At 70.2% G+C, this 26,855-nt stretch carries 25 protein-coding genes; 23 read left to right on the plus strand and 2 right to left on the minus strand.

Going from position 1 to position 26,855, the window contains the following annotated elements:
• The first annotated feature begins 205 nt into the window (after window positions 1-205).
• The 7 genes from rimP to AB0J78_RS12840 all read left to right on the plus strand — a co-directional run bounded on the left by rimP (window position 206) and on the right by AB0J78_RS12840 (window position 7,596).
• The gene (gene rimP, locus AB0J78_RS12810) at window positions 206-763 is read left to right on the plus strand and encodes a ribosome maturation factor RimP (RefSeq protein WP_363789091.1); all 558 of its coding nucleotides are present in this window, start codon (window positions 206-208) and stop codon (window positions 761-763) included.
• The gene (gene nusA, locus AB0J78_RS12815; RefSeq protein ID WP_132674741.1) at window positions 760-1,830 is read left to right on the plus strand and encodes a transcription termination factor NusA; all 1,071 of its coding nucleotides are present in this window, start codon (window positions 760-762) and stop codon (window positions 1,828-1,830) included. Before rimP ends, nusA begins: the two co-directional genes overlap by 4 nt.
• Before the next feature lie 104 nt (window positions 1,831-1,934).
• A complete protein-coding gene (locus AB0J78_RS12820; RefSeq protein WP_363789092.1) occupies window positions 1,935-2,258 on the plus strand; it encodes a YlxR family protein in 324 nt (107 codons plus the stop codon).
• A gap of 92 nt (window positions 2,259-2,350) precedes the next feature.
• Window positions 2,351-5,356, plus strand: a complete 3,006-nt coding sequence (gene infB / locus AB0J78_RS12825; protein ID WP_363789093.1) for a translation initiation factor IF-2 — start codon at window positions 2,351-2,353, stop codon at window positions 5,354-5,356.
• Window positions 5,357-5,420: 64 nt separating this feature from the next.
• Window positions 5,421-5,714 carry a DUF503 domain-containing protein gene (locus AB0J78_RS12830; protein WP_363789094.1) on the plus strand — a complete coding sequence of 98 codons (294 nt, stop codon included), beginning with the start codon at window positions 5,421-5,423 and terminating at the stop codon, window positions 5,712-5,714.
• 253 nt (window positions 5,715-5,967) lie between these two features.
• Window positions 5,968-6,474 carry a 30S ribosome-binding factor RbfA gene (gene rbfA / locus AB0J78_RS12835; RefSeq protein ID WP_363789095.1) on the plus strand — a complete coding sequence of 169 codons (507 nt, stop codon included), beginning with the start codon at window positions 5,968-5,970 and terminating at the stop codon, window positions 6,472-6,474.
• Between the two features lie 129 nt (window positions 6,475-6,603).
• Window positions 6,604-7,596: a DHH family phosphoesterase gene (locus tag AB0J78_RS12840; protein WP_363789314.1), complete on the plus strand. Its 993-nt coding sequence runs from the start codon at window positions 6,604-6,606 to the stop codon at window positions 7,594-7,596.
• Between the two features lie 200 nt (window positions 7,597-7,796).
• Here the strand turns inward: AB0J78_RS12840 and AB0J78_RS12845 are convergent, their stop codons facing one another.
• Window positions 7,797-8,336 (minus strand): CGNR zinc finger domain-containing protein, encoded by a 540-nt coding sequence (locus AB0J78_RS12845; protein WP_363789096.1) that lies wholly within the window; start codon window positions 8,334-8,336, stop codon window positions 7,797-7,799.
• Window positions 8,337-8,403: 67 nt separating this feature from the next.
• Here AB0J78_RS12845 and AB0J78_RS12850 point away from each other — a divergent pair, with 67 nt between their 5' ends.
• From AB0J78_RS12850 to AB0J78_RS12895, 10 genes are all read left to right on the plus strand, one after another.
• Entirely contained in the window at window positions 8,404-9,729 is a 1,326-nt protein-coding gene (locus tag AB0J78_RS12850) for an MATE family efflux transporter (protein ID WP_363789097.1), read from the plus strand.
• A gap of 45 nt (window positions 9,730-9,774) precedes the next feature.
• Complete coding sequence (gene truB / locus AB0J78_RS12855; protein WP_363789098.1) at window positions 9,775-10,683, plus strand: tRNA pseudouridine(55) synthase TruB; 909 nt, start codon at window positions 9,775-9,777, stop codon at window positions 10,681-10,683.
• Window positions 10,684-10,789: 106 nt separating this feature from the next.
• A complete protein-coding gene (locus tag AB0J78_RS12860) occupies window positions 10,790-11,776 on the plus strand; it encodes a bifunctional riboflavin kinase/FAD synthetase (RefSeq protein ID WP_363789099.1) in 987 nt (328 codons plus the stop codon).
• A 122-nt stretch (window positions 11,777-11,898) separates the two neighbouring features.
• Window positions 11,899-12,381 carry a helix-turn-helix transcriptional regulator gene (locus AB0J78_RS12865; RefSeq protein WP_363789100.1) on the plus strand — a complete coding sequence of 161 codons (483 nt, stop codon included), beginning with the start codon at window positions 11,899-11,901 and terminating at the stop codon, window positions 12,379-12,381.
• A gap of 221 nt (window positions 12,382-12,602) precedes the next feature.
• The gene (gene thpR / locus AB0J78_RS12870) at window positions 12,603-13,163 is read left to right on the plus strand and encodes an RNA 2',3'-cyclic phosphodiesterase (protein ID WP_363789101.1); all 561 of its coding nucleotides are present in this window, start codon (window positions 12,603-12,605) and stop codon (window positions 13,161-13,163) included.
• A 149-nt stretch (window positions 13,164-13,312) separates the two neighbouring features.
• A complete protein-coding gene (gene rpsO / locus AB0J78_RS12875; RefSeq protein WP_132674863.1) occupies window positions 13,313-13,582 on the plus strand; it encodes a 30S ribosomal protein S15 in 270 nt (89 codons plus the stop codon).
• A gap of 254 nt (window positions 13,583-13,836) precedes the next feature.
• Entirely contained in the window at window positions 13,837-16,086 is a 2,250-nt protein-coding gene (locus AB0J78_RS12880) for a polyribonucleotide nucleotidyltransferase (RefSeq protein WP_363789102.1), read from the plus strand.
• 102 nt (window positions 16,087-16,188) lie between these two features.
• The gene (locus AB0J78_RS12885) at window positions 16,189-17,529 is read left to right on the plus strand and encodes a pitrilysin family protein (RefSeq protein ID WP_363789103.1); all 1,341 of its coding nucleotides are present in this window, start codon (window positions 16,189-16,191) and stop codon (window positions 17,527-17,529) included.
• A 209-nt stretch (window positions 17,530-17,738) separates the two neighbouring features.
• Window positions 17,739-18,482, plus strand: a complete 744-nt coding sequence (dapB, locus tag AB0J78_RS12890; RefSeq protein WP_363789104.1) for a 4-hydroxy-tetrahydrodipicolinate reductase — start codon at window positions 17,739-17,741, stop codon at window positions 18,480-18,482.
• 16 nt (window positions 18,483-18,498) lie between these two features.
• Window positions 18,499-18,948, plus strand: coding sequence for a hypothetical protein (locus AB0J78_RS12895; RefSeq protein ID WP_363789315.1), 450 nt, complete (start codon window positions 18,499-18,501; stop codon window positions 18,946-18,948).
• A gap of 16 nt (window positions 18,949-18,964) precedes the next feature.
• Here the strand turns inward: AB0J78_RS12895 and AB0J78_RS12900 are convergent, their stop codons facing one another.
• Complete coding sequence (locus AB0J78_RS12900; RefSeq protein WP_363789105.1) at window positions 18,965-20,146, minus strand: FAD-dependent monooxygenase; 1,182 nt, start codon at window positions 20,144-20,146, stop codon at window positions 18,965-18,967.
• An 87-nt stretch (window positions 20,147-20,233) separates the two neighbouring features.
• On the opposite strand from AB0J78_RS12900, the gene AB0J78_RS12905 reads away from it, so the two are divergent.
• The 6 genes from AB0J78_RS12905 (at window position 20,234) to AB0J78_RS12930 (ending at window position 26,648) form a co-directional block, all read left to right on the plus strand.
• Window positions 20,234-20,806 (plus strand): TetR/AcrR family transcriptional regulator, encoded by a 573-nt coding sequence (locus tag AB0J78_RS12905; protein ID WP_363789106.1) that lies wholly within the window; start codon window positions 20,234-20,236, stop codon window positions 20,804-20,806.
• Between the two features lie 361 nt (window positions 20,807-21,167).
• Window positions 21,168-22,988, plus strand: a complete 1,821-nt coding sequence (locus AB0J78_RS12910; protein ID WP_363789107.1) for a hypothetical protein — start codon at window positions 21,168-21,170, stop codon at window positions 22,986-22,988.
• A gap of 218 nt (window positions 22,989-23,206) precedes the next feature.
• Entirely contained in the window at window positions 23,207-24,820 is a 1,614-nt protein-coding gene (locus tag AB0J78_RS12915) for a hypothetical protein (protein WP_363789108.1), read from the plus strand.
• 8 nt (window positions 24,821-24,828) lie between these two features.
• Window positions 24,829-26,067: a YeeE/YedE family protein gene (locus tag AB0J78_RS12920; protein ID WP_363789109.1), complete on the plus strand. Its 1,239-nt coding sequence runs from the start codon at window positions 24,829-24,831 to the stop codon at window positions 26,065-26,067.
• Between the two features lie 44 nt (window positions 26,068-26,111).
• Window positions 26,112-26,303: a hypothetical protein gene (locus AB0J78_RS12925; RefSeq protein WP_363789110.1), complete on the plus strand. Its 192-nt coding sequence runs from the start codon at window positions 26,112-26,114 to the stop codon at window positions 26,301-26,303.
• A gap of 69 nt (window positions 26,304-26,372) precedes the next feature.
• Window positions 26,373-26,648, plus strand: a complete 276-nt coding sequence (locus AB0J78_RS12930; protein ID WP_363789111.1) for a hypothetical protein — start codon at window positions 26,373-26,375, stop codon at window positions 26,646-26,648.
• Window positions 26,649-26,855 lie beyond the last annotated feature (207 nt).

Below are 26,855 nucleotides of genomic sequence, written 5' to 3' on the forward strand. Positions count from 1 at the left end.
GGTGCGGCCGGTGATCCATTCAGGGCTGTGCGCAATCCGCCGATCGTAGGGGTCCCGCGTCGCGCTCGGGTGCGGGCGGACGCGATACCCTGGGCGACCGCGGCCGGAGCAGACCGGACGCGGGCGGTTCGTGCCCGCGTTTCGGGTCCGGATCGCGATGCATGAGGTCTTCCAAGACCACGAACCGAAACCTAGGAGTGCCAACGTGTCCAGCCCGCCGCGTGGTGAGATCACCGCGCAGCTGGAGCCCGTCGTCGCCGAGGCCGTCGCCGAAAAGGGCTTCGACCTCGAAGAGCTCGACGTGCAGCAGGCCGGTCGTCGCCGGCTGGTCAAGGTCGTCATCGACTCCGATGACGGTGTCGGCCTCGACGACATCACCGAGGTGAGCCGCTCGGTCGCCAAGGTCCTGGACGCGCACGAGCACGTGCTGGCCGGCTCCTACACGCTGGAGGTCACCTCGCCCGGCGTGGACCGGCCGCTGACCAAGCAGCGACACTGGAAGCGCGCCCGCAATCGGCTGGTCAAGATCCGGCTGACCAGCGGCGAGCAGCTGGTGGCGCGGGTCGGCAGCGCGGATGATGAGGGCGTGCAGGTGCTGGTAGGCGCTGAGATCCGCCAGGTGGCCTACCGTGATGTGGAGCGCGCGGTGGTCGAGGTGGAGTTCCAGCAGCCACCGGCGGAAGACCTGGTCAAGCTGGAGCGGGCTGCGAGCGGCGTTTCCCAGCAGGGGGACGACCGGGAAGACACGGAGGAGTCGAGGTGAACGTCGACATCGCGGCGCTGCGGGCGATCGAACGCGACAAGGACATCCCGTTCGAGACGGTCCTTGAAGCGATCGAATCGGCGCTGCTCACCGCATACCGTCATACCGAGGGGCACCAGCCGCACGCGCGGGTGGAGGTCGACCGCAAGACCGGCATCGTGCGGGTCATCGCGCACTCCCTCAACGCCGACGGCAGCGTTTCGGAGGAGTGGGACGACACCCCGGAGGGGTTCGGGCGGATCGCGGCGACGACCGCGCGGCAGGTCATCCTGCAGCGGCTGCGCGACGCGGAGCACGAGCGGACCTTCGGCGAGTTCGCCGCCAAGGAAGGCGAGATCATCGGTGGCGTGATCCAGCGGGACGCGCGGGCCAACTCGCGCGGCATGGTGATCGTGCAGATCGGTGACAGCGAAGGCGTCATCCCCGGTGCCGAGCAGGTCCCGGGGGAGAACTACGAGCACGGCACCCGGATCAAGTGCTACGTCTACGGCGTGGCGCGCAGCGCCCGGGGGCCGCAGATCTCGCTGTCGCGCACCCACCCGAACCTGGTCCGCCGGTTGTTCGCGCTGGAGGTCCCGGAGATCGCCGACGGCACCGTGGAGATCCCGGCGGTGGCCCGCGAGGCCGGGCACCGGTCGAAGATCGCGGTGCGGTCCACGGTCAGCGGCGTCAACGCCAAGGGCGCCTGCATCGGCCCGATGGGCGCGCGGGTCCGCAACGTGATGAGCGAGCTGGGCGGCGAGAAGATCGACATCATCGATCACTCGGACGACCCGGCGACCTTCGTCGGCAATGCGCTGTCGCCGGCCAAGGTGGTCTCGGTCGAGGTCGTCGACGAGCGCACCAAGACCGCGCGGGTGATCGTGCCGGACTTCCAGCTGTCGCTGGCGATCGGCAAGGAAGGCCAGAACGCGCGGCTGGCGGCCCGGCTGACCGGCTGGCGGATCGACATCCGCAGCGACGCCGATCCGTCGTCGCCGACCACCACGAGCGGCCAGGCACCCGTCCAGCCGACCGGCCCGGACCCGGCGGTTGAGGGACTGCCCACCGTGGGTTCGGCTGAGTGACGCCCTCGGGTTAGAATCGTTAACGAGGCTCGACGCGAGGGGAGCGATCAATCCACACGAGTGCACCCGGGAATGGCCAGTGCCATGTGCCGGTTCGTACGTGCGTGGGTTGTCGTACTCGGACGTCGGCCGTTGAGCTGCTACGTGTGGTGGCTGAGGTCGGTGGTTCGAGGCCCGTCGCGGTTCCCGATCCACGGCATCGGCGACCGGGTCGGGGAGCCTGGCTGCATCCTGATCCGGCTTGCCTTCGTCTAGCCGAACGGCGCCGGGCTTTTCCGCGGGCACTTCGAGTGCCGGGATCTCTCGACACCTCAGCCGTGCAACACCACTTGAGTACCGGGCAACCGCCCGCGGTGGCTCAAGATCAGACCGACGCGGGACCCGTCCCGCGCCAGGCAACCGAAGGAAAGCAGGTCGACCCGTCATGAATCAGCCGTGAAGCTGAAGCCATGAACGCGCATCGGCGATAGGACGAGGTCGAGCGGGACTGCCGCCCGGCCTCACCCAGATGAGGAGAGCAGTGGCAGGCAAGGCCCGCGTACATGAGCTCGCTAAAGAGCTCGGTGTCACCAGCAAGGAAGTACTGAACAAGCTCGCCGAGCAGGGCGAGTACGTCAAGTCTGCGTCCTCCACCGTGGAAGCCCCGGTGGCCCGCAGGCTCCGTGACGCATATGTCAAGTCGTCGAAGAAGAGCGGCGACAACGGCAAGCCCTCTCAGAACGAGCCCAAGGCTGTCAGTACCGGAGGGGCGGCCGGATCGTCGGCGCCCAAGCCTGGACCCAAGCCCGGCCCGCGTGCCGAGGCGCCCAAGCCCGGTCCCAAGCCGGGTCCGAAACCGACCCCCAAGCCCGAACCGAAGGCCGAAGAGCCGGCCCCGGCCGCCCAGGCGGAGCCGAAGGCCGAGGCCCCCAAGGTCGAAGAGCCCAAGTTCGAGCAGCCCAAGGCCGAGCCCCAGGGCGACAAGCCCAAGGGCGACGCCAAGCCCGGCCCGAAGCCGGGTCCCAAGCCCGCGCCCAAGGCTCCGAGCGCCGACGGCGATGCCGCGCGCCCGAAGGCTCCCAAGCCGGGCCCGAAGCCCCCGCGCGTCGGCAACAACCCGTTCGGCGTCGGTCAGGGTGCTCCTCAGCAGCGCCCGGGTCGTCCCGGCCCGGGTCCGCGTCAGGACCGCGGTGGCCAGCAGGGCCCCGGTCGCGGTCGTGACGACCAGCGCCGTGGCGGTGGCCAGGGTGCCGGAACCGCTCCTGCCGGTGGCGGCAACAACGCCCCGCGCGGCGAAGGCGGCGGTGGCGGCGGTTCGCGTCCGAACCCGGGCATGATGCCTCCGCGTCCGAACCCCGGCATGATGCCTCCGCGTCCGGCCCGCGGTGGGCCCGGCGGTGGCCCCGGCGGCGGTCGTGGTCGTGGCGGCCCCGGCGGCGGTGGCGGCGGCGGTGGCCGCGGTCCCGGCGGTGGTGGCGGCGGCGGTCGTCCCGGTGGCGGTGGCGGTGGCTTCCGTCCCGGTGGCGGTGGCGGCGGCGCTCCGGGTGGAGCTCCGGCCGGCGGTGGCTTCCGCGGTCGTCCCGGCGGCGGTGGCCGTCCGGGCGGTCCCGGTGGTCGCGGCGGCACGGCTGGTGCCTTCGGTCGCCCCGGCGGTCCCGCGAAGCGCGGTCGCAAGTCGAAGCGGCAGAAGCGCCAGGAGTACATGGAGAACATGCAGGCGCCGTCAGTCGGCGGCGTCCGCCTCCCGCGCGGTAACGGCGAGACCCTTCGCCTGCGCCGCGGTGCTTCGCTGACCGACTTCGCCGAGAAGATCAACGCCAACCCGGCTTCGCTGGTGCAGGCTATGTTCCACCTCGGTGAGATGGTCACCGCGACCCAGTCCGTCTCCGACGAGATCCTCGAGCTTCTCGGCCAGGAGATGAACTACAAGGTCGAGATGGTCTCTCCGGAGGACGAGGACCGGGAGCTGCTGCAGTCGTTCGACATCAGCTACGGCGACCCGGGCTCCTCCGAGGAGGAACTGGCCGCCCGTCCGCCGGTCGTGACCGTCATGGGTCACGTCGACCACGGTAAGACGCGGCTGCTGGACACCATCCGGAAGGCGAACGTGCAGGCCGGCGAGGCCGGCGGCATCACGCAGCACATCGGTGCCTACCAGGTCGTCACCGAGCTGGAGGGCAACGAGCGGCCCGTCACCTTCATCGACACCCCTGGTCACGAGGCGTTCACTGCCATGCGTGCCCGCGGTGCGAAGTCGACGGACATCGCCGTGCTGGTGATCGCCGCAGACGACGGCGTCATGCCGCAGACGGTCGAGGCGATCAACCACGCCCAGGCCGCCGGTGTGCCGATCGTGGTCGCGGTCAACAAGATCGACGTCGAGGGTGCGAACCCGGACAAGATCCGCCAGCAGCTCACCGAGTACAACCTGGTGGCCGAGGAGTACGGCGGCGAGACGATGTTCGTCGAGATCTCCGCCAAGCAGGGCACCAACATCGACGGTCTGCTGGAAGCGATCCTGCTGACCGCCGACGCCTCGCTCGACCTCCGGGCCAACCCGAACATGTCGGCGCAGGGCGTCGCGATCGAGGCGCACCTGGACCGCGGTCGCGGTCCGGTGGCCACCGTGCTGGTGCAGCGAGGCACGCTGCGCGTCGGTGACTCGGTCGTCGCCGGTGACGCGTACGGCCGCGTTCGCCGCATGATCAACGAGAACGACGAGGACGTCACCGCGGCGCGGCCTTCGCGGCCGGTCCAGGTCATCGGCTTCACGTCGGTGCCCGGTGCCGGTGACTCTTTCCTGGTGGTCGACGAGGACCGGGTCGCCCGGCAGATCGCCGACCGCCGCGGAGCCCGCATCCGCGAGGCGCAGAACGCCGCCAAGCGCAAGCGGGTCAGCCTCGAGGACCTGGACAAGGTGCTCAAGGAGACCAACCAGCTGAACCTGATCATCAAGGGTGACAACTCGGGTACCGTCGAGGCGCTCGAAGAGTCCCTGATGAAGATCGAGGTCGGCGAAGAGGTCGAGCTGCGGGTCATCCACCGCGGCGTCGGTGGCATCAACGAGTCCGACATCAACCTCGCCACCGCGGAGAACACCATCGTCCTGGGCTTCAACGTCCGGGCCGAGGGCAAGGCGGCCGAGGTCGCCAACCGCGAGGGCGTCGAGATCCGGTACTACTCGGTGATCTACCGCGCCATCGAGGACATCGAGCAGGCCCTCAAGGGCATGCTCAAGCCCGAGTACGAGGAAGTCGAGCTCGGTCGCGCCGAGATCCGCGAGGTCTTCAAGTCCTCGAAGGTCGGCACGATCGCCGGTTGCATGGTCACCGACGGCATCGTCAAGCGGAACGCGAAGGCGCGTCTGCTGCGGGACAACGTGGTGGTCGCCGAGAACCTCAGCATCAACTCGCTGAAGCGGTTCAAGGAAGACGCCACCGAGGTCCGCGACGGTTTCGAGTGCGGTCTGACCCTGGGGTCGTACAACGACCTCAAGGTGGGCGACATCATCGAGCCGTACGAGATGCGCGAGAAGCCTCGCGACTGACACCGCACCTGCGCAGGGGGTCCACGACGGACCCCCTGCGCGGGCTCGGGGGAAGATCCCACCCATGTACGTCGGTGCGCTCGAACTGGACGTGCTCTTCGGTGACGTCCACTCGTTGAAGCAGAAGCGGGCCGTGGTCCGGCCGGTCCTGGCCGAACTGCGCCGCCGCTTCGAGGTCGCCGTCTCCGAAGCCGGCGACCAAGACCTCCACCGCCGCGCTCTGCTCGGAGTCGCGGCGGTCTCCGGCGACGCTTCGCACGTGCGCGAAGTCCTGGAGGCGTGCGAGCGGCTCGTCGCCGCCCGCCCCGAGCTGGAGCTCCTCGCCGCCCGGCATCGCATGCTCGGGCCGGAGGATTAGGTTTGTCGGTGGTGCCGTTGCTCAGCGGTGCGTGCCGGGGGACCTGAGCGGCTCCTCGGACTCCGCGCCACTCCTCGCGCATGCCGAACACGGCGTCGCGGCGTGCTCGTCACGAAGCCGCTGGAGAACTCCCGGCGGTGCGAGCTGCTCAGGCGCTCACCAGAAGGAGGAAGTGGCTTCGCCACTTCGACGTCGGACCCACCCGCCGGAGCACCGCGGGTGTCGAAGCTTTCTTGCAAGAAGGAGGTGCGTCGTGGCTGATACGGCGCGCGCCCGCAGGCTGGCCAAGCGCATCGCGCAGATCGTCGCGTCCGGGCTGGAGCACGAGGTCAAGGACCCGCGACTGGCGATGGTGACGATCACCGATGCGCGAGTCACCCCGGACCTGCGGGACGCCACGGTCTACTACACCGTCTTCGGCGACGACGCCGACTACGCCTCGACGGCGGCCGCGCTCAGCAGCGCCACCGGCGTGCTGCGCTCCCGCGTCGGCGACCAGACCGGGGTGCGGTTCACGCCGACCCTGACGTTCGTCGCGGACACCGTCCCGGACCAGGCCCGCCGGATGGAGGAGCTGCTCGCCAAGGCCAAGGAGGCCGACGACGAGGTCGCCCGACTGGCCTCCGGTGCGGTCCCGGCCGGCGACGCGGACCCCTACCGCGTGAGCGCTGACACCGAGGATGATGACGACGACACCGACGGTGTCGATGACGAGGACTTTTCCGACGCCGATGTGCGTCGTGGCCCACAAGGTGGTTGAGTCGCGGCGCCGAATCGGGTGCGTTGGTCATCGGTGGACCTGACAGTGCCACCGATGACGTGGAGGTGACGTGTGCGCGGGCAACCCGAGACCGCCGGCCAGCAGAGCGGCCCGGAGACGGGCGAGTCTCTGCGAGAGGCCGTCGCGGCGGCTGCGGGCAAGCTCGCGGCAGCACCTGACGTGACCCTGTTCGGGCACGTCAACCCCGATGCAGATGCCCTGGGCAGCGCGCTCGCGCTGGGCAGGGCGCTGAAGAAGCGCGGCAGCGCGGTCCGGGTGTCCTTCGGGCATCCGGACAAGCCCGCCCACTCGTTGCGCGACCTCGACGTCGACGGGCTCATCGTGCCCCCGTCGGAGGTTCCCGCTGCCCCGCCGCTGCTGGTCGTGTGCGACTCCGGCAGCCTCGGGCGGCTCGGCAAGCTCGCCGACCGCGTCAAGGGCACCATCGCTGCAGGTGGTGAGGTGATCGTCCTCGACCACCACATCTCCAACACCCGCTACGGCACGGTGCACGTCCTCGACGAGTCCGCCGAGGCGACGGTGCTGCTGGTGCTGCGGGTGCTCGACGAGCTCGGCGCGGAACTGGACCTGCCGACCGCCCGCTGCCTGTACGCCGGGTTGGTCACCGACACGCGCTCGTTCCGGCACGCCAGCGCCGAGGTGCACCGGGTCGCGGCCCGGCTGCTCGACGCAGGCGTCGACCCGGAGGCGACCACCAAGCCGCTGCTCGACACCCACCCGTACGGGTTCCTGGGCATGCTCGCCGGTGTGCTGTCGAAGACCGAGCTGGAGCCGTCCGCGGCCCAGGGCCTGGGCTTCGTGCACGCCACCGTCCGCAAGGACCAGTCGGACGGGCTGGGCAGCGAGGACGTCGACAGCGTCATCGACCTCATCCGCACCACCGGGGAGGCCGAGGTCGCCGCGGTCCTCAAGGAGATCGGCCCCGATCACTGGTCGGTGTCGCTGCGCGCCGACAGCCGCGTCGACGTCAGCCACGCGGCCAACGCCTGCGGGGGCGGTGGCCACCGCCTGGCCTCAGGTTTCACCGCTCGCGGCGAGGAGCACGAGATCCTCGCCGACATCCGCAAGGCCCTCGACAACGCCCCGCTGCTCGGACCCTGACCCCGGCAGCGGCCCCCAGCCCCCGTCCAGCGGCCCGTTCGAATATCGCGCGAAATTGGAATCCGCCACCCGGAAGTGTGGCGACACACCCAGTGCTACGCCGGTTCGCAGGCTCTTGACCTGGACTTTTCGAATTTCGCGCGAAATTCGAGTGGGGACTTCGGCGTTCGAATTTCGCGCGAAATTGGAATGGGGAGGGGTCAGGCGCGTTTGCGGGCTCGGAACGCGGCCACGTGCATGCGGTTGGCGCAGCGGGGCGAGCAGAAGCGCTTCGCCTGGTTGGTCGAGGTGTCCAGGTAGTACGTCGAGCACCCCTCCGCCTCGCAGAGCCCCCAGCGCGCGGTGCCGTGCGCGACGACGCCCTGGGCCAGGCCCCACGCCGCCGCCGCGGCGACCTCGTCGACCGCGGGGGCATCGGGGCCCGCGACGTGGACGTGCCAGTTGGGCGCTCCGTCGTGACCGCCGTGGCCGGAGAGCCGGGGACGCGGGGGATGGGCGGCCAGCAGCGCGTTGATCTCGGTCAGGACCGTCTCGTCCTGAGCAGGTCCGGACGACGCCATCATGGCGGCCAGCGCCCGGCGCAGGCCCTCGGCGACCTCCCGCAGCAGGGGCAGGTCGGAGTCCCGGAGCCGGTCGGCCCACCAAGGCTCGTCGTGCAGTGCGGCGCGGACCGTCTCGACGTCGGTCAGGTCGGCGTTGGCGAGCCGGAGGGCGACCTCGATGTAATCGGCGCTGTCCACTGACGCTCCTTACCGCTACCCTGTGTCAGGGTCGAACCCATCAATCGCAGCTTACAAGGGAGATGACGTGTCCGAGGTCGGGGAACGCGTGTCACCGCGCAAGGTGCTGGGGCTCGCGGTCCCCGCACTGGGCGTGCTGGCGGCCGAGCCGCTGTACGTGCTGGTCGACACCGCCGTGGTCGGTCACCTCGGGGCCGTCCCGCTCGCCGGGCTCGCGCTCGGCGGCACCCTGTTCACGCTGATCTCCAGCCAGCTGACCTTCCTCACCTACGGCACCACCGCGCGCACGGCCCGGCTGCACGGAGCCGGCCGGCGCACCGAAGCCGTCGCCGAGGGCGTGCAGGCGACCTGGCTCGGGATCGCCGTCGGCGTGGTGCTGTCGCTGGTCGCCCAGCTGGTCGCCACGCCCGTCGCGGAGCTGCTCGCCGGGCCCGGACCGGTCGCCGACGCCGCCGGGACCTGGCTGCGCATCGCGCTCTGCGGCGCCCCGCTGGTGCTGATCACCATGGCGGGCAACGGCTGGATGCGCGGTGTCCAGGACACCGTCCGCCCGCTGCGCTACACGCTCATCGGCAACGGCGTGTCCGCCGTGCTGTGCCCGATCCTGGTCTACCCGATGGGCCTCGGGCTGGAGGGTTCGGCGATCGCGAACCTGATCGGCCAGAGCATCGCCGCGGCCCTGTTCATCCGCGCCCTGCTCGTGGAGAAGGCCCCGCTGCGCCCCGACTGGGCCAGGATGCGCGCTCAGCTCGGCCTCGGCCGCGACCTGGTGCTGCGCACCATGGCCTTCCAGATCTGCTTCCTGTCGGCGACCTCGGTGGCCGCCCGCACCGGAGCCGAGACCGCGGCCGCGCACCAGGTCGTCTGGCAGTTGTGGATGTTCCAGTCGCTGGTGCTGGACTCGCTGGCCATCGCCGCCCAGTCGCTGGTCGGTGCCGCCCTCGGCAGCGGTTCGGTGCCGCGCGCCAAGGCCGTCGCCAAGCAGGTGACCTGGTACAGCTTGGTGTTCGGGTGCGGACTGGCCGTGTTCTTCACCGCCGTGTCCGGCGTGCTGCCGTCGGTGTTCACCACCGATGCGGCCGTGCTCGCCGAGATGCCGAACGCCTGGTGGTTCTTCGTGGCGGTGCAGCCGGTGGCGGGCGTGGTCTTCGCGCTGGACGGGGTCTTCCTCGGTGCGGGCGACGCCGCCTACCTGCGCACCGCGACGATCCTCAGCGCCGTCATCGGCTACCTGCCGCTGATCTGGCTGGCGCTGGCCTTCGGCTGGGGCCTGGCGGGGATCTGGACCGGGCTGAGCCTGTTCATGGTGCTGCGGATGATCACGCTGCTGCTGCGGGCCCGCTCCGGCAAGTGGGCCGTGGTCGGCGTGACCCCCGCGGCAGCGGCGGCCTGACCCTGGCGGATTCGCGCGGCGCCGGGTCGGGAATGATGGCTGGCCGTGTCCGCGCAATCCCGCAAGCAGAGTCCCGCCGTCCCTCCCGGCCTCCTGGTGGTCGACAAACCGGCGGGGATGACCTCGCACGACGTCGTCTCCAGAGTTCGCCGCATCATGGGCACCCGCAAGGTCGGGCACGCGGGGACGCTGGACCCGATGGCCACCGGTGTGCTCGTGCTCGGCCTGGAGCGGGCGACCAAGCTGCTGGGCCACCTCGCCCTGGACACCAAGGCGTACCTGGCCACCATCACGCTCGGTGCCGCCACCAGCACCGATGACGCCGAAGGCGAGGTCATCACCACCGCCGACGCCTCCGAGGTGGACGAGACCGCCGTCCGCGACGGCGTCGCGGCGCTGACGGGCGACCTGCAGCAGGTGCCGAGCGCCGTCAGCGCGGTCAAGATCAACGGCCGTCGCGCCTACGACATCGCGCGCAGCGGCGAGACCGTCGAGCTCGCCGCCCGGCCGGTCACCGTCTCCCGCTTCGACGTCCTCGACCTGCGGCGCACCGAGCGGACCACCGAGCTGGACGTCCTGGTGGAGTGCTCGTCGGGCACCTACGTGCGGGCGTTGGCCCGCGACCTCGGAGCAGCGCTCGGCGTGGGCGGGCACCTCACCGCCCTGCGGCGCACCCGGGTCGGGCCGTTCGGCCTGGCCACCGCGCGCACGCTGGATCAGCTGGAGGAGACCCCCGAACTCTCGATGGGCCTGGACCAGGCCGTCGAGACCGCCTTCCCCCGCCGCAACGTCGACGCCTCGACCGCTCGCGCGCTGTCGCACGGGCAGGTCGTGACCGCCGCCGGCGTCGAGGGGACCTACGGCATGTTCGATCCCGACGGCCGGGCGGTGGCGTTGGTCCGCGACCGGGGCCGCACGGCGAAGGCCGTCCTGGTCATCGTCCCCGGGAACTGACGACGGCCCCGCCGGGTGGTGGAGGGCGCCGCCGCGTGGCTGCGGTCGGGCGGTTCGAAACCACCGCTCGGCGCGTGATCGCGCGGGGGAAGTAGGCTTCTGGGTCGTGCAGCGTTGGCGTGGTTTGGAGCAGCTTCCCGGTGGTTGGGGCCGTTGCGTGGTCACCATCGGTGTCTTCGACGGTGTGCATCGCGGCCACCAGAAACTCATCGCGCACGCGGTGCAGCAAGCTCGGCGGCGGGGCGTTCCCTGCGTGCTGATGACCTTCGACCCGCACCCCGCGGAGGTCGTGCGCCCGGGCAGCCACCCGGCGCAGCTGACCACGCTGCGGCGGCGGGCCGAGCTCGTCGAGCAGCTGGGTGTGGACGTGTTCTGCGTGCTGCCGTTCACCCGCGAGCTGTCCAAGGTGCCCGCCGAGGGGTTCGCGCACGAGGTCCTCGTCGAGAAGCTGCACGCCGCAGAGGTCGTGGTGGGGGAGAACTTCACCTTCGGCCACAAGGCGGCGGGCAACATCGACCTGCTCACCAAGCTCGGCGAGCGCTTCGGCTTCGAGGTCGCCTCCGACGCGCTGGTGTCCGGGCCGGTGGAGCGCTCCGACGACTCCGGCGGCACGTCGGTGACGTTCTCCTCCACCTACATCCGCGCGTGCATCGACGCCGGTGACGTGGTGGCGGCGGCCTCGGCGCTGGGACGCCACCACCGCATCGAGGGCATCGTCGTGCGCGGCGCGGGTCGCGGCGGCAAGGAACTGGGCTTCCCGACGGCCAACCTGTCCACCCCGGACTACACGGCGATCCCCGCCGACGGCGTCTACGCGGCCTGGTTCACCCACCGCAGGCGTGGTGCGTCCCAGCCGGGGCCGGCGATGCCCGCGGCGGTGTCGGTGGGCAGCAACCCGACGTTCTCCGGGACCGAGCGCACCGTCGAGGCCTTCGTGCTCGATGTGGACGCCGACTTCTACGGCGAGCGCGTCGATCTCGACTTCGTGCAGCGGTTGCGGGCCATGGAGCGCTACGACTCGGTGGACGCGCTGATCGATCAGATGAACGCCGACGTCGCCGAGACCCGCCGAATCCTCGGAGTGCGGGCGTGAGCTCCGCCGCCGGGATGAACAGGTTTTCGGGTTCTGGACCCCGTGCGGCCGGTGAGCTGGCAGGATTCGATTCCGGATCACCCCGGGCTCACCGGGGTGGCGGTCACGCAGGGGGAGCGAAGGTGGCGGAGAGCAGCAGCGTCCAGCGAAATCTGGCTCTGCAGCGGCAGTGGTACGGCGAGCCGCTGGGGGACCGGGTGCGCCGACTGGTCGTGGCCTTCCGCATCTCGCAGGCCCAGCTGGCCGACGTGCTCGGCATCAGCGCGCCGATGCTCAGCCAGGTGATGAGCGGCCGCCGCGCCAAGATCGGCAACCCGCAGGTGCTGGCCCGGCTGGTGATGCTGGAGCGCAAGGTCCTCATCCCGGGTGTGGCCGCGGGCGAGTCGGACGCGATCAAGCAGGCCCTGGAGGACGTGCGCCAGTCGCAGCCCTCGGTGGGGCGCGACAACCTGCCGGTCAAGCAGACCGCCAACGGCGAGCAGATCGCCTGGCCGGTGCTGCTGGAGGTGGCCAAGCCCACCGAGCTGGAGGCCGCGGCCTCGCTGCTGGAGGGGCGCTATCCGCGCCTGGCGGGACTCCTACGCCGAGCCGCCGACAGCGAATAGGGCTTTTCAGCGAGTAGCCGTGGGCGCTTTGCGTGGCGGTGCGGGTGGCGGAACCTGAGCGGCTTCGTGGACTCCGGGCGCCACTCCTGATGTATGCCAATACACGGCGTCGCGGCGTCCTCGCCACGAAGCCGCTCAGAACCCGCGGCGGTGCCGGTTGAGTCCCCCACCTGAAGCTGCGGCTTTGCCGCACTCCAGGGACGGGCCGTCATACTTGCGGCATGCGGTTGTTCACCGCGTTGTGGCCTTCGGGTGAGGCGGTCCGGCACCTGTCGGAGGCGATCGCGGCCTTGGACCCGGCTCGGGTGACCGAGGCGACGGCGGGCGTGCGCAAGTTCCGCTTCACCGCCGCCGAGCGCTGGCACCTGACGTTGCGCTTCCACGGCGACGACGCCGATCCGCAGCGCGTCGCCGACCGCCTCGACCGCCGCATGGCGCACGTCACCGCGGCCCCGCCCGTGCTGCGCATGACCGGCTCGGGAACGTTCCGGGGAGTGCTGTGGACGGGTGTCGAACCGGCCACCGAGACCGACCGGCTCGCCCTGCGGGAGCTGGTGCGCGCGGCCGGTGGCGACCCGCACGGGTTCCGGGCGCACCTGACGGTGGCCCGGTGGGCGTCCGGTCGTGCCGACCGGCGGTGGATGCCGGGTCTGCTCGCCGGTTACGCGGGTCCCTGGTGGACCGCCGGAGAACTTGCGGTGATGCGCAGTGACCAGGGCGAAGGCGGTCCGGTGTACCGGGCTGTGCACCGCGTGCCGGTGACGCGCGCTGCGTCGGGGTAACCCAGGCGAGCAGGGCTTCCCTGTTATCCTGGCCTGTGGAACGGCTGCAGTCCGTGGTGGCCGATTTCCGGGGTAACCAGTCCTCACGGCGGTGGCGCCGCACGGCAGCTCGCCGCCCACAGACACGGGACATGCAGAAGGAGTATTTCGTGGCGCTGTCCACTGACGAGAAGAAGCAGATCCTGGCCGAGTACGGCCTGAAGGACAACGACACCGGTTCGCCGGAGGCCCAGGTGGCCCTGCTGACCAAGCGGATCACCGGCCTGACCGAGCACCTCAAGCAGCACAAGCACGACCACCACTCGCGTCGTGGTCTGCTGCTGATGGTGGGTCGTCGCCGTCGTCTGCTCAACTACCTGACCAAGGTGGACATCGAACGCTACCGTTCGCTGATCCAGCGACTCGGTCTGCGTCGTTGACATGACACCGGGGGGAGTGGCCACGGCCGCTCCCCCCGGTGCGTAAAACCGGGCGGTGCCTCGCAGGCGCCGCCAGCAATTCAATAGAGCGCTCACGGTGGCAAGCACTGGGTGCAGGCGTCCGCCGGTCCTCGGTAGTGGCTGCCGGGCAAGTCGTCACGAGACGGTCCCGGGAGCTTCGATCGATGGCCGGCCTTGTCGGATCACCGATCCGGATGCTCCTGCCGTGGGCGTTGTGACGATAGGGAGTCACCTTGACTGAAGCGATCGAAGAGGGCGTGTACGAGTCGACCGCCGTGCTGGACAACGGCGCGTTCGGAACCCGTACCGTCCGTTTCGAGACCGGCCGGCTCGCGAAGCAGGCCGCCGGGAGCGTCGTCGCCTACCTCGACGACGAAACCATGCTGCTGTCGGCCACCACGGCCTCCAAGCAGCCGAAGGAGCACTTCGACTTCTTCCCGCTGACCGTCGACGTCGAAGAGCGGATGTACGCCGCGGGTCGCATCCCCGGCTCGTTCTTCCGCCGCGAGGGCCGGCCGTCCACGGACGCGATCCTGACCTGCCGCCTGATCGACCGCCCGCTGCGCCCGTCGTTCGTCGACGGCCTGCGCAACGAGGTCCAGGTCGTGGTCACGGTCATGAGCCTGAAGCCGGGCGACCTCTACGACGTGCTGGCGATCAACGCCGCGTCGGCGTCCACCCAGGGTTCGGGTCTGCCGTTCTCCGGTCCGATCGGTGCCACCCGCATGGCGCTGATCGACGGCCAGTGGGTCGCGTTCCCGACGCACGAGCAGCTCGAGCGCGCCGTGTTCGACATGGTCGTCGCGGGCCGCATCGTCGGTGACGACGTCGCGATCATGATGGTCGAGGCCGAGGCCACCGACAAGACCATCGACCTGGTCGCCGGTGGCGCCCAGGCGCCGACCGAAGAGGTCGTGGCCGCGGGTCTGGAGGCGGCCAAGCCGTTCATCCGCACCCTGTGCGTGGCCCAGCAGCAGCTGGCCCAGGCGGTCGGCAAGGACACCCAGGACTACCCGGTGTTCCCGGCCTACCAGGACGACGCGTTCACCGCCGTCGAGCAGGCCGTGTCCTCCGAGCTGGCCGAGGCGCTGAAGATCGCTGGCAAGCAGGAGCGGGAGACCCGCCTCGACGAGATCAAGGCGTCGGTCCTGGAGAAGGTCGGCACCGGCGAGGGCGAGGCGTTCGAGGGCCGCGAGAAGGAGATCGGCGCTGCGTTCCGCTCGCTGACCAAGAAGCTGGTCCGCCAGCGCATCATCCGCGACCAGGTCCGCATCGACGGCCGCAGCCTGACCGACATCCGCAGCCTGTCCGCCGAGGTCGGCGTGATCCCGCGGACCCACGGTTCGGCGCTGTTCGAGCGCGGCGAGACCCAGATCCTGGGTGTCTCCACGCTGAACATGCTGCGGCTGGAGCAGACCATTGACTCGCTCTCCCCGGAGACGACGAAGCGGTACATGCACCACTACAACTTCCCGCCGTACTCGACCGGTGAGACCGGCCGGGTGGGCAGCCCGAAGCGTCGCGAGATCGGCCACGGAGCGCTGGCCGAGCGCGCGCTGATGCCGGTGCTGCCCTCGCGCGAGGAGTTCCCGTACGCCCTGCGCCAGGTCTCCGAGGCGCTGGGCTCCAACGGTTCGACCTCGATGGGCTCGGTCTGCGCCTCGACGCTATCCCTGCTCAACGCGGGTGTGCCGCTGAAGGCGCCGGTCGCAGGCATCGCGATGGGTCTTGTCTCCGACGAGGTCGACGGCAAGACCCACTACGTTGCGCTGACCGACATCCTCGGTGCCGAGGACGCCTTCGGTGACATGGACTTCAAGGTGGCGGGCACGAAGGAGTTCGTGACCGCGCTGCAGCTGGACACCAAGCTGGACGGCATCCCGTCCGAGGTGCTGGCGCAGGCGCTGGGCCAGGCGCGCGACGCCCGGTTCACCATCCTGGAGGTCATGGCCGAGGCGATCGGCAAGCCGGACGAGATGAGCCCGCACGCCCCGCGCGTGACCTCGGTGACCGTCCCGGTGGACAAGATCGGTGAGGTCATCGGGCCGAAGGGCAAGATGATCAACTCGATCACCGAGGAGACCGGCGCCGAGATCAGCATCGAGGACGACGGCACCATCTACGTGGGTGCGGCCGACGGCCCGTCCGCGGAGGCGGCGATCGACAAGATCAACGCCATCGCGAACCCGCAGCTGCCGAAGGTCGGCGAGCGCTTCCTGGGCACCGTCGTCAAGACCGCGGCCTTCGGCGCGTTCGTCTCGCTGCTGCCGGGCAAGGACGGCCTGGTGCACATCTCCAAGCTGGGCAACGGCAAGCGCATCGGCAAGGTCGAGGACGTCGTGAACGTCGGCGACAAGCTGCGCGTGGAGATCGCCGACATCGACAACCGCGGCAAGATCAGCCTGGTGCTGGTCAACGACGAGGACGAGAAGTCGGGCGAGAGCGAGGGCGAGGCCGCTCCGGCCGAGGCCTCCGCCGAGTGATCCTCTGATCAGAAATCGCGATGCGGCCCGTCCCGGTCTTCCGGGGCGGGCCGTATTGTCGTGAGTGCGCGGGGATCGCGCGGAGGCGACGAGAACAGGGTTATGAAGCAGCAGAAGCAGACAGCCGGGCACCTGCAACGTCCCGGGACCACTCGGGTTCTCGGTGACAACGGTTCCGCGGAAGTGCGGCGGACGGTGTTGCCGGGTGGCTTGCGCGTGGTCACCGAACCGGTTCCCGGCGTCCGTTCGGCATCGGTGGGCATCTGGGTCGGGGTCGGCTCGCGAGACGAGACCAGGGCGCAGGCCGGTGCCGCGCACTACCTGGAGCACCTGCTGTTCAAGGGCACCGCGAAGCGGACCGCCGTGGGCATCGCGCAGGAGATCGACGCCGTCGGCGGTGAGCTCAACGCGTTCACCTCCAAGGAGCACACCTGCTACTACGCGCACGTGCTCGACGAGGACCTGCCGCTGGCCATCGACATGCTCTGCGACGTGGTCTTCGACGCGGTCAACGACGCCTCCGACGTGGACGTGGAGCGCAGCGTGGTCCTGGAGGAGATCGCGATGCGCGACGACGATCCCGAGGACCTGCTGCACGAGCTGTTCTCCACGGCCGTGCTGGGCGACAGCCCGCTGGGGCGTTCGGTGCTGGGCACCGAGGAGTCGATCAGCGACATGACCCGCAACCGGGTGCACGGCTTCTACCGGCGCAGCTACCAGATGCCGAAGATGGTCGTGGCGGTCGCGGGCAACGTCGAGCACGCGAAGGTGGTGCGGCTGCTGCGCAAGGCGCTGGGCGACCGGCTGACCGGCGACGAGCGCCCGGAGGCACCGCGCGGCGGCCGGATCCGGCTGCCCAAGCAGGAGCGGCTGGTGCTCGAGCCCGACGACACCGAGCAGACGCACCTGCTGATGGGCTGCCGCGGCCTGGATCGCTACGACGAGCGGCGGTTCGCGCTGGGCGTGCTCAACGCGGCCCTCGGCGGCGGGATGAGCTCGCGGCTGTTCCAGGAGATCCGCGAGAGCCGGGGCCTGGCGTACTCGGTGTACTCGTCGAGCACGGCCTACTCGGACGCGGGCACGTTCTCGGTCTACGCGGGCTGCACGCCGGAGCGCTTGGGCGAGGTCGCCTCGGTGATCCGCTCGGTGCTCGCCGACGTCGCGGCCGAGGGCCTGTCGGCGGAGGAGGTCGATCGGGGCCGCGGTCAGCTGCGGGGTGGCCTGGTCCTGGGACTGGAGGACAGCGCGGCCCGGATGAGCCGCATCGGCAAGACCGAGCTCAACTACGGCCGCCACTACACGGTCGAGGAGACCCTCGCCAAGATCGAGGCGGTCACGCCCGAGGACGTCGCGACCCTCGCCCGGGAGATCCTCAACCGCCCCTTCACCACCGCCGTCGTGGGCCCCTACAAGACCCCGGAGGACCTGCCGGAAGGCGTGTAGTGGGCGGTTCTGGTCCGAACCGTCCATGATCGACGTTCCTTCCGTGCGGTCGGTTCGGACCAGAACCGTCCCCGTCCTGGACTCACGCGCGCGCTCGTGCGGATCACCGGGATGGTGTCGGTCACCACGCGGGGTGGGTCGTCGGGTGGCCGTGGGCACGATGCATAGACTTCTGGTGAGCAGCGTCGGTGCGGAGAGGTGTTTCCACGGTGATCAAGGTTGGTGTGCTGGGCGCCCGCGGGCGGATGGGTTCCGAAGCGGCGCGAGCCGTCGGCGAGGCCGCCGACACCGAGCTGGTCGCCGAGGTCGACCAGGGCGATCCCATCGAGCGGCTGGTCGAGTCCGGCGCGCAGGTCGCCGTTGACCTGACCCACCCCGACTCGGTGCTCGACAACATCAAGTTCTGCGTCGAGAACGGCATCAACGTCGTGGTCGGCACCAGCGGTCTCGGACCGGCTGAGCTCGACTCCATCCGCACCTGGCTGGCCGCCAAGCCGGAGGTCGGCGTGATCGTGGCGCCGAACTTCGCGATCGGTGCCGTGCTGTCGATGCGGTTCGCCGAGCTGGCCGCCAAGTACTTCGAGTCCGCCGAGATCGTCGAGCTGCACCACCCGAAGAAGGCCGACGCGCCCTCGGGCACCGCGGCGCGCACCGCCCAGGTGATCGCGAAGGCTCGCGAGGAAGCCGAACTCGGCGAGATGCCCGACGCCACCACCAAGGACCCGGACGGAGCCCGAGGCGCCGAGGTCGACGGGGTGCGGGTGCACGCGGTGCGGATGACCGGACTGGTCGCGCACCAGGAGGTGCTCTTCGGGACCGAGGGCGAGACCCTCACCATCCGCCACGACTCCTACGACCGGCGTTCGTTCATGCCGGGCGTGCTGCTGGGCGTCCGCGAGGTTCCCAGCCGTCCGGGCCTGACCGTGGGGCTCGACGTGCTGATGGGGATCTGAGGTGGCCAAGCAGCTGATGACGGCGCGCACCGCCGCGTTCGTCATCGCGCTCGTGCTGCTGGCCTACCTGGTGCTGATGGGCGGCCGCGCGATCACGATGATCATCAGTGGTGAGCCGGTCTTCATCGCGCTCGGCCTGGCTATCCTGGTCTTCCCCGTGCTGGGCGCAGTTCTCGTCGCCGACCAGCTGCGCTTCGGCGCCGCCACCGAGCGGCTGGCCCGCAGGCTCGACGACGAGGGCGTGCTGCCCGACGTCTCGCACCTCCCGCGCCGACCCTCGGGCCGGATCGAGCGGGAGGCGGCCGACGAGTGGTTCGACGCCAAGCAGTCCGAACTCGAAGCGGCGCCGCAGGACTGGCGCCGCTGGTTCGCGCTCGCGCAGGCCTACGACCTCGCCGGTGACCGCAACCGCGGTCGCAAGGCGATGCGCAAGGCGATCGACCTGGAGCGCGACGACAAGGCCTGAGCCGCAGGCGAAACGCTCAGCCCAGCGCCTCCGCCGCGGCCTCGGCGTCGTGCTCGTGGATCCACTGCAGCGTGTCCGGGATCGCCGCGAGCCGCCGGTCGCGGTCGTCGGCGTCCGGCCCGTCGGGCAGGTGCAGCAGCGCCGACGCCACCCACGAACTCCGCTGGACCGCGCGCGTGCGGGCGCGGCGGAGGCGTTCGTAGCGGGGCAGCGCCTGATCCGGCGCGAAGCGGTGCAGCAGCGAGGCGAGGGTGGCCGCGTCTTCGATGGACTGGTTCGCGCCTTGACCGTGGTGCGGCAGCATGGCGTGCGCGGCGTCGCCGAGCAGCACGATCCCGTCCCGGTGCCAGCGGGTGAGCGGCCGTTGCCCGAACAGGGCCCATCGCTTGTGCAGGCTCGTCGCCGCGACCATCTCGCGCACGCCCGGGTGCCAGTCGGCGAAAGGCGCGCGGAGCCGGTTAGCGGGCACGTCCTCCACCCAGCTGGAGCTCGTCCACGTCGGTGGGTCGTCCACGACGGCCAGGAAGTTGACGAAGGAGCCGTCGCCGATCGGGTAGTGCAGCACGTGGGCGCCGGGCCCCATCCAGAACTGGATGGCGCCGGGGTCGGGCAGCGAGGGCATCGCATCAACGGGGATCAGGCCTCGAAAACCGCTGGTGCCGGAGTAGCGGGCCGTTTCGTCGTCCGCGACCCACCGGCGCGCGGTGGAGTGCACGCCGTCCGCGCCGACGACGAGATCGGCGTGCGCCGTGGCGCCGTCGGCGAAGTGCAGCTCGTATCCCGGGTTTTCGGTCGAGATGTCGACGAGCTGGTGGTCGAGGTGGAGGTCGTCGTGCCCGCAGGCCTCGGCCAGAGCGGCCTGGAGATCGGCGCGGTGCACGCCGTAGTACGGCGCGCCGAACCGGGCCGCGTAGTCGGCGCCGGCCGCGAAGGCGGCGATCCGCCGGCCACCGCGCCAGTCCCGATAGACGAGCTCGGTGGGCACGGCGCTGCGGGCGGCCAGGCGGTCGCGCAGGCCGAGGGCGTGCAGCACGCGCGTGCCGTTGGCCGACAGCGCCACGGCCGCACCCACTTCCCGCAGCTCGGAAGCGCTTTCGTAGACCGCGGACCGGATTCCCCTGCGCCGCAACGCGATCGCGAGCGTGAGCCCGCCGATTCCCGCGCCGATGATCGCTACCGATGGTGACCTCGTCGTCATGTCCACCTCCGACGGTCGTGCCGGCAATCGTTGTACCGATCGGTACAACGATTGCACGCTAGTTGTACCGATCGGTACGGTCAAGGGGTGAGTTCACGAGGCGACAAGCGCGCCGAGCTGCTGCGGAAGGTCGTCGAGCACCTCGCCGAGCACGGCATCGCCGACCTGTCCCTGGCGCCCACGGCCGAGAAGCTGGGTACCAGCAAGCGCATGCTGCTGTACTACTTCGGCAGCCGCGAGGCGCTCATCGCCGAGGCGATCGCCGCGAGCCGTCCCGACGTCTCCGACCTGTTCCGCGAGGTCGGCGATACCGGTGACCTGGAGCGGGCGGCGTGGGAGCTGTGGGAGGCGATCACGCGCGGGCGCCAGCAGCGGCCGATCCGGATCCTGTTCCAGGTGCTGAGCCTGGCCCCGACCCAACCGGAGCGCTACGCCGAGCTCGCCGCGGACGCCGTCAGGGCGATGGTGGAGCCGCTCGTGCCCGTCTACCGGGGGCTCGGCTTCGACGAGCTCGAGGCGCGTTCCCGCGCGAGCCTGCTCATCTCGGGTCTGCGCGGACTGTGCCTGGACCGCATCGTCACCGGCGACGAGGAGCGGATCGAGGCCGCTGCCGGTGTGCTCATCCGAGCCGCCACGACGGCGGAGAACCGGAAATCCTAAGTCCGGTTGAGCTTTCGCGAATACCGCCGTTCGGGCTACTGATCGTTTTTACCAGGCGCTTCTCAGGATCTTGTGGGAAGGGATCCCACGACGTGGTTGAACGTTGACACCTCGTGAGCCTTTCTTGATTATTACTGGCATGTCCAGGTTCGCCTGTCTGGTGGCTCGCCTGCATGTCGATCTCCGGCAGCAGGCCAGCGCGCTCTGTCACGCCTAAGGGATCTCTTTCTCCCGCCGCTGCAAGGCGTTTTCTCTCTCTCCGAGTAGTTCACGACGACGCACGTTCGGAAAACCGCGCATTCCGAACGCGCGAATTCGTCGTGCCCGAATTCGGAATTCTCCACGAAAATCCGGAGCACACATGAAGAAGAGTCTTCGAAGACTGCCCATCGGGCTGGCCGCCATAGCTCTCGCGGTCGGTTCGGTCACGTTGCCGGTTCAGGACGCCTACGCCGATGTCGACGTGTCCTCGCAGTCCGTGAAGGGTGCGGACGGCAAGGACTACACCGTCACCAACCACGTCGTGAAGAGCGCGCTGGAGAAGTCCACATCGGACGGCAAGCCCAAGGAGTGGCTGGTCGTCTGGGCGGGCGACGAGAACATCGCCGACACCGCGGTGGCCGACGTCCGCAACCTGCCGGGCTCGCTGGCAGGCGGCACCGGCAAGGTCGCCAACGCCCTGCCAGGACCGGACTTCCTGGCGATCATCGACGCGACCAAGGGCTCACCCGGCTACGGCCAAGTGGTCAACACGGTCACCGTCGGCCCGCTGGTCGAGAACGAGCCGCACCACATGCAGTACGTGTGGCACAAGGGCGACACCATCTTCGCCGGTGCGCTCTTCGGCGCGGCGACCTACGCGTTCGACGTGACCTCGTTGCCCAACGTCAAGCTCAAGGGCATCAGCCTGCCGACGCAGACGCCGGGCGGCTCCGTTCCCGACGCGTACTGGACGCTCAAGGACGGCACCGCCTACGGCACCTACATGGGTGGCCCGGTGGCTCCGGGGCCGTACCGGTACTCGGACGGCTCGGTGCACCTGGGCAACGGCTTCGCCGGCAGCCCCGGCGAGGTCGTCCGCTTCGACGAGAACGCCAAGGTGCTCTCGGAATCCCCGGCCGCCACACCGGGTGGGGACAACGAGAAGCTGTGCGACAACCTGCCGCGGATCGGTACGCCGACCTGCGCCAACCCGCACGGCATCCAGGCCCGCGAGGACCTGAACACCCTGGTCACGGCGGACTACACCGAGCCGCGCAACATCATCCTGGACCCGGTGAAGGCCCCGTCGCCGTACCTGCGGCGGCCGACCGTGCGGACCTGGGACATCGCCGACCGCAACCACCCGAAGCTCAAGGCGGTCAGCTACCTCCCGAACGGCCCGCGGGCCAACCCGGAGGACCCGCTGCACCAGGAGCAGCGGGCCGTCATGGAGACCACCGTGACGAACCTGCCCGGTCACAAGGGCGCGTTCGCCCAGACCATGCAGGGCGGCGCGGTGTTCTACACGCCCGACATCACCGCACCGGAACCGCACTGGCGCCAGGTCTTCGACGACGGTGCAGCGGTCGTGAACTTCGACAAGGCCAACGACCGCAACGGCGGCAGCTCCAACGGCGGCTGGATCCAGACCAGCCCGGACGACCGGTTCCTGTACCGGGCGATCCAGGGGCGCGCCGCGGGAACCTTCGGCAAGGACGACCCGGGCACCACGGGCGGCGTGTACACATTGGACATCCAGAAGCTGGTCAACTCCGGCAACGATTTCCAGTGCAACATCGACACCATCGCCGAGTCCGAGCACGGCGGTGCCGAGGCCGACTGCCCGACGGTGGCCGGGACGACGCCCATCAACCCGGGCAAGGCCGCAGGCGGTCCGCACTGGGGCGGGTACGACAACTTCGTGCTCGGCCCGGACGGCAAGTACACCGAAACCCAGTCGCCAGGCCGTCTCGCGGTGTCGAACTACTTCGTCGCGCGGTCCGGCAACGACGGTGACCACAAGGTCAACATGGTCGACCTCGGCCCGGACGGGAAGGTTTCGCTCGACGACACCTTCCGCGACGAGGTGACCGGTGAGCCAGGCGTCAACTTCAACCGGCGGTCCTGGCCGCACGGCGAGTTCGGCAACGCCAAGCCGCACTCCGAGCTGTTCGTGGTCTCCGACGGCGACCTGAAGTAGTTCGCGGAGTCGGCCACCGGACACCTGGACTCAGCGGCGAGCGGGTGGCCGCCGCTCCACGGCGGCCACCCACCTCCCGCGGACCGCTTCCAGAGTTGCGCGTGACGAGGTGTCAGAACCCGCGGCGGTGCGAGCCGAGTCCCGCACCTGACGCTTTCCTGAACGAATCCCTGCTTCTTCGACTAGAGCGGATGTGGAACATGCACAGCCACACCGGAGTGTCCAGTGTGGACTTCCTCGCGCTGGTGCTGCGCGTGCTGTTGCTGAGCGGCACCGCGGTGGTCGCCGGCATCGGCCTGCTGCGCGCCGGAGCGGTGATGCGCCCGTGGTCCGCCTGGATCGCAGGCGTCGGCACCGCCGCGCTGGCCGGGTTGTCCGCTGTGGTCCTGCACATCAACACCGGTTTCGCCATCGCGCACGTGGTCCTCGCCCTGGCGGTGCCCATCGCGCTGCGCTGGCGCGGCCCCTCGACCTTCCTCGGCTTCGGCCTGGCGTTGCTGCTCATCGCCGAAGCCGCCCTCGGCCACACCTCGCTGGCCTTCTTCCTCGACACGATCTTCGTCGCGGTCGCCGTGGTCTGGTTCGGCCTGGCGCTGGCCAAGTCCTGGCGCTCCGACAGCGGACTGCGCCCGCGACCCATCGCGCTGACCGGCGCCATCGCACTGGTCGGAGCGGGCATCGGGCAGCTGGTGCTGTCGGGCGTCTTCGACCGCAGGTTGTGGAGCACCGGCTACGGGATCACCGTGCTGGTGCTGGTCATCGGCGCCGTCTCCGTGCTGGCGGTGACCCTCGCGCTGCGCGAGGAACGGCGCGTCTACCGCCTCGGCGCGATCGGCGTGCTCGCCGTCGTCCTGGCCTGGGCCACGTTGCCCGGCATTCCGCGCCCGCACGACCTGCCCGTCCCCGGCATCGCCCGGCTCGCCCAAGCCGCCGGAACGCCGGTGCTGGTCAGCCCGCAGCGCGCGGGCCGAAACCTGGTGCACTTCCCGGAAAGCGCCGGACAGGGCATCACCGTAGAGCAGGGCGACCGGATCGCCCGAGCGGTCTCGATCCCCGGCGCCTCCGGCACGTGGGCCGAGGTCGACCTGCCTCCCGGCAGCAGCGACCTGGTCATCTCCCGGGCAGGCGAGACGGGGACCGTCGAGGTCGACACCGGTGATCTGCCGGAGGTTCCCGGCGCGGCCGACCCGGAGTGCGCCAGCGCTGCCCTGGGCGGCATCATCGCCGGTGCGCCCGCCCCGGTGATCTGCCCGAACACCGAACTTCTCGCCGAGGACGCCGACGCGCTGCGCAAGCAGGTCTCCTACCTGGCCGAGCTGAAGGTGCCCTCGCTGTCCGTCGTGGGCGACGACACACCGCGCGGCAAGGCCGCGACCGACGTCGTCCTCGCCGAAGCCGCTCACCTCGGCGTTCCCATCAACGACAACCCCGACGGGGCGTTGCTGCAGGTATCGGGCTGGCAGAAGGCGTCCCACACCTTGGAACGGGTGAACTTCCTGTACGGAATGCACCTCGCGCCCTGGCTGTTGCACGGTCCGGTGGTGAACTCGACCGCGGGTGCGGCGCTGCCGCTGCGCTTCGACCCGCGCGACCGCAACGCCCTCACCTACGGCATGACCCAGGCGAGCGCCTTCGGCGACCCGCCGTCGCTGTCCGGATACCGGGAGTGGGCGCGCGCCCGCGGCGAGAACATCGCCGGCGAGATCACCATCTACGCATCCGCCCAGGTCGACGTCATGCAGATGGGCGGACACGAGCATGGCGGAAACCTCGGCCAGTGGATCCCGCAGGGGACGATCGTGGCCATCTCAGGTCCGCTCACGGAGAAGTAGGAGTGCAGATGTCTGTTGTGGACGTTGAAAGACCAGCCCCACCACCGGTGCGCACGGCACCGCCCGCGCAACGAGGAGTCGTGGCGATCGGCATCGCGATCGCCGTCTTGCTCGGGCTCGCCGTGGCCAACGCCGCCGGGTGGAAGATGACCGTGCTCTACGGCGTCGGCCTCGCCCTGGGGCTGGTGCTGTTCCACTCCCGGTTCGGGTTCACCTCTGCATGGCGCCAGCTGATCACCGTGGGACAGGGCCGCGCGATCCGCGCGCACATGCTCATGCTGGGCGTGGCGGCCGTGCTGTTCGCGGGAATCCTCGGCAGCGGCTACTCGCTGTCCGGCACGCCCGAACCGCAGCTCCAGACCGCCGGCCTCGGCGTCGTGTTCGGCGCGTTCCTGTTCGGCGTCGGCATGCAGGTCGGCGGCTCCTGCGCCTCCGGCACGCTCTTCGCGGTCGGCAGCGGGCAGACCGCGATCATCTTCACCCTCGGTGGGTTCATCGCCGGCTCGGTGTTCACCGCGTTCATCTCGCCGTTCATCAAGAGCGTGCAGAGCATCGGCCCGAAGGTCTCGCTGGCCGAAACCCCGCTCGGCTACGCCGGTGGCGTGCTGATCACGCTGGTCATCATCGGTGTCATCGTGGGGGTGTCGCTGCTGGTCGAGCGGCGCCGCACGCCTCCGCCGATCGACCAGCCGCCGATCGCCAAGGGCGTGCTGCGCGCCCTGCGCGGCTCCTGGCCGCTGTGGGTCGGCGCGGTGCTGCTGGCCGTGCTCAACGCGGCGACGCTGTTCGTCTCCGGCAGCTCGTGGGGCATCACCTCCGCGTTCGGCTTGTGGGGTGCGAAGATCCTCGGCTGGATCGGCGTCGACGTCTCCACCGCCCCGTTCTGGCAGGACCCGGAGAACGCCGCGAAGCTCACCGCATCCGTACTCACCGACCGGATCTCGGTGATGGACTTCGGGATCATGGCCGGCGCGCTGATCGCCGCAGCCCTGGCCGGGGCCTTCACCCTGCACCGCAAGATCCCGTGGCGGATGGCCGTCGGCGCGGTGCTCGGCGGAGTCCTGATGGGCATCGGCGCGCGCTTCGCAGGCGGCTGCAACATCGGTGCCTACTTCTCCGGCGTCGCCTCGTTCAGCCTGCACGGCTGGCTGTGGGGCGTGATGGCCATCTTCGGCACCTACGCCGGTGTCGCGCTGCGACCGCTGTTCGGGCTGGGCAACCCCAAGCCTTCGGACGCCGTCTGCTGATCTTCCACCGGCCGCGGCCGGTGGTGGGGAAAAGGAGGAACAACATGTTCAAGTCCGTCCGCCGTGCCGCCGCGTCGGTGGCCATCGCCGTGAGCGCCGTGCTGCTCACCGGAGGCGTCGCCAACGCCGAGTCGGTGTGGGTCCTGCCGGGTGTCGACCTCGGAGCCGTGCTCACCCCGACCGTGCAGCTGCCCACCCAGCTGCTGGCTCCTGTCGTCGCGCTCCTGGCCGGCTGACCAGCTAGTTCGGACCCGCCGCGTGGCCCGCGCACCGCGCGGCAGGTCGACCGAGAGAAGGGAACCCGCATGAAGCACACCGCACCCCGCGCCATCACCGCCTCGCTCCTGGTCGGAGCGGCCCTGTGCACCGCAGCGCCGGCCGCTCTGGCGGCACCGGAAGCCCCGGCTGCCGTCACGGCCCAGGACGGCCCGGCCGTCGTCGACGAACCCGACACCGGCGACCTCAACAACAAGTGGACGTTCGCCCCGGTCGGAGTACCGGTCTTCGGCCTGATCGACTCGGTCCTCGGCGTCCCGGCCCGCCTCGGCCTCCCGGCCCTGCCGACCCTGCCGAGCTTCTGACGAGGCTTTCTCCGGGAAGACGACGTCCCCTCGCACCCCACTGCGAGGGGACGTCTCCGCGAGGAGACGCCCCCTTTCGACGCACCCCACCCGGCCTCAGCCCGCAATCCAACCCCGGTTTTCAGTGAGGTGATCTCAGTAAGGCGTGGTGGGTGTCGCCGTGGCGTGATCTGTGGAGGCGGCAGAGAGCCTGCCTAATGAAGTGGG

Source organism: Saccharopolyspora sp. NPDC049426, assembly GCF_040676935.1.
GTDB lineage: Bacteria > Actinomycetota > Actinomycetes > Mycobacteriales > Pseudonocardiaceae > Saccharopolyspora.

Coding starts and splice junctions, on each gene's coding strand:
- AB0J78_RS12830 (WP_363789094.1), top strand. CDS start 5,421: ATGTACGTCGGTGCGCTCGAACTGGACGTGCTCTTCGGTGACGTCCAC.
- thpR (WP_363789101.1), top strand. CDS start 12,603: ATGCGGTTGTTCACCGCGTTGTGGCCTTCGGGTGAGGCGGTCCGGCAC.
- AB0J78_RS12885 (WP_363789103.1), top strand. CDS start 16,189: ATGAAGCAGCAGAAGCAGACAGCCGGGCACCTGCAACGTCCCGGGACC.
- AB0J78_RS12895 (WP_363789315.1), top strand. CDS start 18,499: ATGACGGCGCGCACCGCCGCGTTCGTCATCGCGCTCGTGCTGCTGGCC.
- AB0J78_RS12900 (WP_363789105.1), bottom strand. CDS start 20,146: ATGACGACGAGGTCACCATCGGTAGCGATCATCGGCGCGGGAATCGGC.
- AB0J78_RS12910 (WP_363789107.1), top strand. CDS start 21,168: ATGAAGAAGAGTCTTCGAAGACTGCCCATCGGGCTGGCCGCCATAGCT.
- AB0J78_RS12920 (WP_363789109.1), top strand. CDS start 24,829: ATGTCTGTTGTGGACGTTGAAAGACCAGCCCCACCACCGGTGCGCACG.
- AB0J78_RS12925 (WP_363789110.1), top strand. CDS start 26,112: ATGTTCAAGTCCGTCCGCCGTGCCGCCGCGTCGGTGGCCATCGCCGTG.
- AB0J78_RS12930 (WP_363789111.1), top strand. CDS start 26,373: ATGAAGCACACCGCACCCCGCGCCATCACCGCCTCGCTCCTGGTCGGA.